This is a genomic window from Coprococcus sp. AF99-45 (assembly GCF_027663865.1).
GTDB classification, from domain to species: Bacteria; Bacillota; Clostridia; order Lachnospirales; family Lachnospiraceae; genus Allocoprococcus; species Allocoprococcus comes.
This window is the reverse complement of record NZ_JAQDGZ010000031.1, coordinates 22255-28568: the sequence shown is the minus strand read 5'-3', so window position 1 is coordinate 28568 and position 6314 is coordinate 22255. Positions and strand designations below refer to the sequence as shown.

The 6314-nt window shown below is 41.6% G+C and carries 6 protein-coding genes, 1 pseudogene and 1 riboswitch; all 7 genes and pseudogenes read right to left on the bottom strand.

The window, feature by feature from the left end; translation table 11 throughout:
• Window positions 1-19: 19 nt before the first annotated feature.
• Window positions 20-196, bottom strand: a pseudogene (locus PGR14_RS16305) (GGDEF domain-containing protein); the annotation flags it as partial.
• 72 nt (window positions 197-268) lie between these two features.
• Window positions 269-526 (bottom strand): hypothetical protein, encoded by a 258-nt coding sequence (locus tag PGR14_RS15020; RefSeq protein WP_156330666.1) that lies wholly within the window; start codon window positions 524-526, stop codon window positions 269-271.
• A riboswitch (cyclic di-GMP riboswitch) is annotated at window positions 508-583 on the bottom strand. (Overlaps the previous gene by 19 nt.)
• A gap of 226 nt (window positions 584-809) precedes the next feature.
• Window positions 810-1574 carry a TIGR03915 family putative DNA repair protein gene (locus tag PGR14_RS15015; RefSeq protein ID WP_055248597.1) on the bottom strand — a complete coding sequence of 255 codons (765 nt, stop codon included), beginning with the start codon at window positions 1572-1574 and terminating at the stop codon, window positions 810-812.
• Between the two features lie 53 nt (window positions 1575-1627).
• Window positions 1628-3148, bottom strand: coding sequence for a putative DNA modification/repair radical SAM protein (locus PGR14_RS15010; protein WP_055248599.1), 1521 nt, complete (start codon window positions 3146-3148; stop codon window positions 1628-1630).
• A gap of 150 nt (window positions 3149-3298) precedes the next feature.
• Window positions 3299-4102 (bottom strand): HAD-IIA family hydrolase, encoded by an 804-nt coding sequence (locus PGR14_RS15005; RefSeq protein WP_055248601.1) that lies wholly within the window; start codon window positions 4100-4102, stop codon window positions 3299-3301.
• 4 nt (window positions 4103-4106) lie between these two features.
• Window positions 4107-4847 (bottom strand): glycerophosphodiester phosphodiesterase, encoded by a 741-nt coding sequence (locus PGR14_RS15000; protein WP_055248603.1) that lies wholly within the window; start codon window positions 4845-4847, stop codon window positions 4107-4109.
• Between the two features lie 21 nt (window positions 4848-4868).
• Window positions 4869-6257 (bottom strand): ABC transporter substrate-binding protein, encoded by a 1389-nt coding sequence (locus PGR14_RS14995; RefSeq protein ID WP_055248605.1) that lies wholly within the window; start codon window positions 6255-6257, stop codon window positions 4869-4871.
• Window positions 6258-6314: the final 57 nt, after the last annotated feature.

The window sequence follows — 6314 nt, the reverse complement described above, 5'->3', positions numbered from 1 at the left end:
TGACTTTTTATTTGCAGGCTAATTTTACTTCGCGCTGTGTAGCTCCACGTACCAGACCTGCATAATTTATTACGCGTGCTGTCCCCTGCAGCCTGCTAATCTGAATCATCATAAAAATAATAAGAACCACTAATATCAATATAAGGAAACTCTGTATAATACCTATTATATTTTTATTTTTCTTGTTTGTCTGCATTTCACCATTTATCCCGAATCTCAAATAATATTCATTTCAATAACTATGCTATTCATTTACTTTCTCCCTATATTAGGGACAAATATCTTTAATAGTATTTTTCATCTTTTCAATATCCAGAGGTTTTGCCAAATTTGTAATATCAATTCCTCTCACGATATCAGCCTTCATATGATCTGCATACGTTACTGCGTTTAATTCGGCTCTTGACCTTGTCAAATCCCTTTGACTGCTATCTGCACGAATGCCTATATTCACCAGAACAACCAAACCGAAAAAGAGCATTGTCATTGCAGACAATGCATCTTTAACGTGGCAACTGGCTACCATTTTACAGGCCCTATAGCTTTGCGTCGCAGACTTTGATCTGTTTTGCCGTTTTTCTTATTATAGCTTTTAAACATATGAAAAAAACTGAGTTTATTATACTCTAATGCTCGACTATGTACAAGAAAAACATTACCGTTTTTACGCCTAAAAGCAAAAAAAGAACAGCCGATACATATCCTCGAACTGTTCTTCTACTTCTGAAGTCCACGCAGCATTGACATCACTGTTTCCTGCTCATGATTTTTAACCAGAGTTATTCTTTGCTGCTTTTTAATTCCTGCGATTATTCTTTAAATTCCACAGCATGCTTTCTCTTCCAGATCGGAAAAAGATTCCTCTGACAGACATAATTCTTCCGCTCTTTGATCCCGATCGTATGGAAAAATGTCTTCCACATCCCAGTGTATTCATCTTCGTACTCTTCTGTTTTCCGAAGTGCCTCAAACTCTCCGCCTGTCAGATAACGAAGATAATTTTCTCCGTCTTTTGGATGGATGCAGGCGGTCTTCCGGTTATCATCGACGATCATCCAATATTCCGATGGCATACGGTCTGCGAAATGTCTTCCAACCAGCATGATCACATCACTTTTGGGTTCCAGATGGCTGACATACACACGCCCGTCGAGACTTTGAAACCGTGCGAATTCACGGAAATGGTGGCTTTCATTTCCGACACTACGGTACAGTTCTATTATCCGCATTACATGTGGATTGGTATAATTTTCGAGTACACCCGCTCCCATGGAAAATCCAACTCGTAAAAAATTATAGATTGCCTGCAGTGCGTCTTCTTCTGCTGAAAGGGATGCGTAATACACATACAGATATGCTCTGGAAGAAATATCTCTGCGGATAGACCGGGTGACTTTTTCTGCCTTTGAACAGTCTCCGTCTACATGGATATATTCATCCAGCAGTGTCGCCTGGAAAATCGGTTCTTTTTTCAGTCTTATCTGATCATGACCGATTAGCAAAGCATCTGCCCATGCATTATAGATACAGGTCATGATGTCTTCCAACCGATCCTTACAAGTATATATCTTCATAAATTTCCTGCTTTCTCATATTGCTATAAGTATTTTCTGCCCTAATGATGTAACTATCCAATTCCGAAATCAGCAAGTGTCATCTGTGAGAAGCCTTCATTTGCATGAGCCATTTCCCAGTATTCCTTCCGGTCTACGCTAACCAGTTGTCTTGTGATATAAGTCTCTTCAAGTGGTGTGTGATACATCTGTTTTCCGCCACAGGTGATGAAATAGTGCGCTCTTTTCAGCACAACTCCCATTTTCTTCAGACTTGTGAAATCCATTCTGCCATATCTTCGTGCATTTACAATACGGCTGGCTGATTTCGGTCCGACTCCGGGTACGCGGAGAAGTTCTGCATAGCTTGCCGTTTCTACTTCAACGGGAAATAATTCCAGATGGCGTAATGCCCAATCACACTTCGGATCCAGAAGTTCGTTAAAATTCGGTTTCTCTATGGTTAAAAGTTCATCTGCCTGAAATCCGTAAAACCGGAGCAGCCAGTCTGCCTGATAAAGCCTGTGTTCACGCAAAAGCGGCGGCGGAGTTCCAAGCTCAGGCAGAACAGGATCTTCATTCAGCGGGATATATGCCGAATAAAAAACACGTTTCAGATCAAATCCCTGATAGAGCTGCTGCGTGGTTTGTAATAAAGTATAATCACTTTCACCTGTCGCTCCGATGATCATCTGAGTGCTTTGTCCTGCCGGTGCAAAGCTGCGTTTTAATCTGGACATATCATGTGGTGCAAGTTGATATGCCTGATTCCAGGTGAAGGAAGAATCCAATAGCGCAGGATTTGACTGTGCAGAAGTCTTGGATACATCGGTTCCTCTCTGTAGCGCTGCTCTGCTCTCCAGTTTCTTTTGAAACTGCCGCTTGGAAACTTCCGAAAAAATTCCGTTATGCAGGAACTGATTTCCACGGCTTCTTTCCATATATGATGATTTTCCGATTGCCATGCGATGTGCGGCAATGGTATTCTGCACCTTTCCCATCGGACTTAGGATTGTCTGCATAGTCTTGTTCGGTGCCAGCTTACGAAGACCCTCAGAAGTTGGCAGTTCCAGATTCACGCTGACACGGTCTGCCAGATAACCGGCAGCCGCAAGTAATTCATCCGAAGCCCCCGGAATCGTCTTCACATGAATGTAGCCATTAAAATGATATTTGGTGCGGAGAAGTAACAGTGTCTCGCACATCTTTTCCATCGTATAGGTTGGATTTTTCAAAATACCGGAACTTAGGAAAAGTCCTTCTATATAATTCCGTTTATAAAATTCGACTGTAAGATTACAGATCTCTTCCGGAGTAAACGTAGCTCTTTTTACATCATTGCTCGCACGGTTAATGCAGTATTTGCAATCGTAGACACAATGATTGGTCATTAAGATCTTAAGTAAAGAAATACATCTTCCGTCTGCCGCAAAGCTGTGACAAATTCCACATGAAACGGCATTACCGAGTTCTCCTTTCTGTCCCCGGCGGCTTGAGCCGCTTGATGTACATGCGACATCATACTTTGCAGCATCAGCAAGAATATGTAATTTTTCCTGTATTGTATAATGCTCATTTGTCATTTCTGTATTCATATTTCTATTATACAAACATATGTTCGCTTATGCAAGTGTTTTTTACAGTTAAAACAGAGGCAATCAAGAATTGACCTGAATATACAGACAGGGTATGTACAGCTTCATTTGCCATACATACCCTGTTTTAGTAAACATATTTTCTTTTATTTAAGAAATACTTTTGCTCCATGCTTCATGCAACTCATCAACGGATGACATCACGTAATCCGGCTGATGTTCGTATGCCTTTGCTTCTTCTTTTGTTGCCTCACCGGATAATACAAGTACCGTCTCAACACCGGCATGATGTCCACATAAGATATCCGTATACAGGCGGTCTCCAACGATTAAAGTCTCTTCTTTCCGGTAATGATTCCGCTGCAATGCAAGTTCTACCATTTCAGGCTGCGGCTTACCAATAAAATACGGCATTCGCTTTACCGCATGTGCAAGCATTTCACAGATGGAGCCACAGTCTGGTACAAATCCAAATTCAATCGGACATACATAGTCTGGATTTGTTGCAAGATAATCCACATTTTTTGTACTCAGCAGCTTACATGTATCAGATAATTTTTCATATGTCAGCTGATTATCATAAGAAACTACAACGCAGGTAATTCCTTCATCCTCGCAATCGCTTGTTACGTGGATTTTATTTTTTTTGAGTTCCCGGATAAAGGACCGGGTTCCCAGCACATAGATCAGTTCTCCGGCATGATTTTTCTTCAGATAATCAATGGTTACATAGGATGCTGTCAGGAAATTGGTGTAATCGGTGTGGATTCCAAGAACCTGAAAAAATCTGATATAATCATCGATGCTCTTGGTTGCATTGTTTGTGATAAATACAAACTGCCCGCCATTTGCCTTGATGTCTTTTAGGAAAGCTGCGGATCCTTCAACGAGCTGATTCCCTTTACAGATCGTACCGTCTATATCCAGCAGAAAAAGTTTTTTATTTTCCAGCATGATCTTATACTTCCGCTTCTTTTTTGATCTGCACTGCCATGTCTGGATAATTGGTGATAATTGCAGTTACTCCTGCATCGATCAGCCATTTCATATCCGCTTTTTCATTGACTGTCCAGACACGGACATTCAGATTGCTGCCTAGATATTCTTTCAGGAAATCTGCCATTTTTACATGATATACTGCCGGATGCAGTCCGTCTACTTTTGTATTCTTCGCATACTCTGCAACATTCAGGATCACATCACTGTACAGATAAGCGGTTTCTGCTTCCGGCACAATTTTCTTCATCTGCTGGATGCTGTAATGGTTAAAGGAAGAATAAATCACCCGCTCTTCCATTCCGGCTTTTTTTACAAGATCCGCAACCTTCTGCTCGATTTCCGGATACCAGTAAATTCCTGTTTTCAGCTCAATATTGACCTGGATACCGGATGCTTTTACCGCATCCAGTACTTCTTCCAGGGTTGGGATCTTTGCTGCGGAATACTCCGGGAATTTGTTTTTCAGTACTGTAAGCTCTTTTAACCTTTTTAAGGTATAATCCTTGACCCATCCCTTTTTTTCTGTAACTCTGTCGATGGTTTCATCATGGATCACAACCGGGATTCCATCCTTTGTAAGCTGTACGTCAAGCTCGATTCCGTCAGCACCCTGTGTGATTGCCAGTGCAAATGCTTCCAACGTGTTTTCCGGTGCATATCCGCTTGCACCTCTGTGTGCAAATATTTTTGTTTTGCTCAATGTTTATTGCCTCGATTCTTTTTAATTATTTACAGTATTGTAGTCAGTGATCGCTTTGTTGATCGAATCTGACATTTTCTGTACTGCTGTGTCGACATCTTCTTTTCCATTCAGCATGCTTTCGATTTCAGACTCAACAGTTGCTCTTGCTTCCGGGAATACACTTAAAAGCGCACCGCAATATTCCGGTGAAGAATCATGGAGCTGATCGATTGCTGTCTGGAACTGAGGATACTGCGCGATATTATCTTTGAATGTCTGTTCATCGTGTGCTTTTGTGGTAACCGGGAAATATCCTGTCTGTGCATTCCAGTATGCCTGTGATTCCGGAGAGATCAGGAATTTTACGAATTCCCATGTTGCACGGAGTTTCTTTGGATCTTTATTGTTCAGTGCCCACAGAGAAGCTCCACCGATGGATACTCCGCCTTCATCACTTGAAGATACCTTCGGAAAATATGCAGTTCCCACTTCAAATTTTCCGTTTACATCCTGCAGGATCTGTTTTAATGAAGCTGTAGAACCAAGTGTGATTGCGGACTTTCCGGCTGAGAAATCTGCAAGTCCTGCATCACCGCCTTTTCCGACGATTGGAGCATAACCGTCTTTGTTGAGTTTCTGCCATGCGGTCAGGATATTCTTGGCTGCACCGTTTTTGTCAAAGTCAACTGCTGTTGCGGCCTTTTCACGCCCATTTCCGTTATTGGCATAGTCCAGACCCTGTTTTCCGATAAACTGCTCGAAGAACCATCCGTAAATACCAAGAGACATTACTTCTCCGGCACCGCCTTTGCTCATTAACTGATCGCCAATCTCATCGATTGCTTCCAGGCTGTCCGGGATTTCTGTAATACCGGCTTTGTCGAACATATCTTTATTATAATACATAATTGGGGTAGATGAGTTAAAAGGCATCGAATATAATTGATTATCAATCGTATAATATGCAGCAAGGTTCGGTTCGATCTCGGATACATCATAATTATCTGCATCGATCATTTCCTGCATTGGCACTGTCCAACCGGATTCGATCATAAAACGGGTACCGATTTCATAAACCTGTACCAGATCTGCACCCATATTTCCGATCTGTGCGCTCTTTAATTTGTTCAGAGAATCATCATATTCTCCCTGATACTGTGCTTCTACAGTAATTCCATATTCATTTTCATCATTAAATTTTTTGACAAGTGTATCGATTGCCTGTCCATTGACTCCACCCATAGAATGCCAGAAAGTAATGGTTGTTCCGTCTACATCCTTTGCATCTGCCATTTCTGCTTTTTCATTGCCTTCTGCTGCATCGGATGAGCCATCCTGGCTGATGGAAGATTTTCCACCACCGCATCCTGCAAGCATTCCGACTGCCATTGCTGCTACAAGTAATAATGAAACTGTTTTTTTCTTCATAATTTTCCTCCTGTTGTGATCTCTTCTAATTGGATGAAATTGTGTGTAATATTTACA

Coding starts and splice junctions, on each gene's coding strand:
- PGR14_RS14995 (WP_055248605.1), bottom strand. CDS start 6,257: ATGAAGAAAAAAACAGTTTCATTATTACTTGTAGCAGCAATGGCAGTC.
- PGR14_RS15020 (WP_156330666.1), bottom strand. CDS start 526: ATGGTAGCCAGTTGCCACGTTAAAGATGCATTGTCTGCAATGACAATG.
- PGR14_RS15015 (WP_055248597.1), bottom strand. CDS start 1,574: ATGAAGATATATACTTGTAAGGATCGGTTGGAAGACATCATGACCTGT.
- PGR14_RS15005 (WP_055248601.1), bottom strand. CDS start 4,102: ATGCTGGAAAATAAAAAACTTTTTCTGCTGGATATAGACGGTACGATC.
- PGR14_RS15010 (WP_055248599.1), bottom strand. CDS start 3,148: ATGAATACAGAAATGACAAATGAGCATTATACAATACAGGAAAAATTA.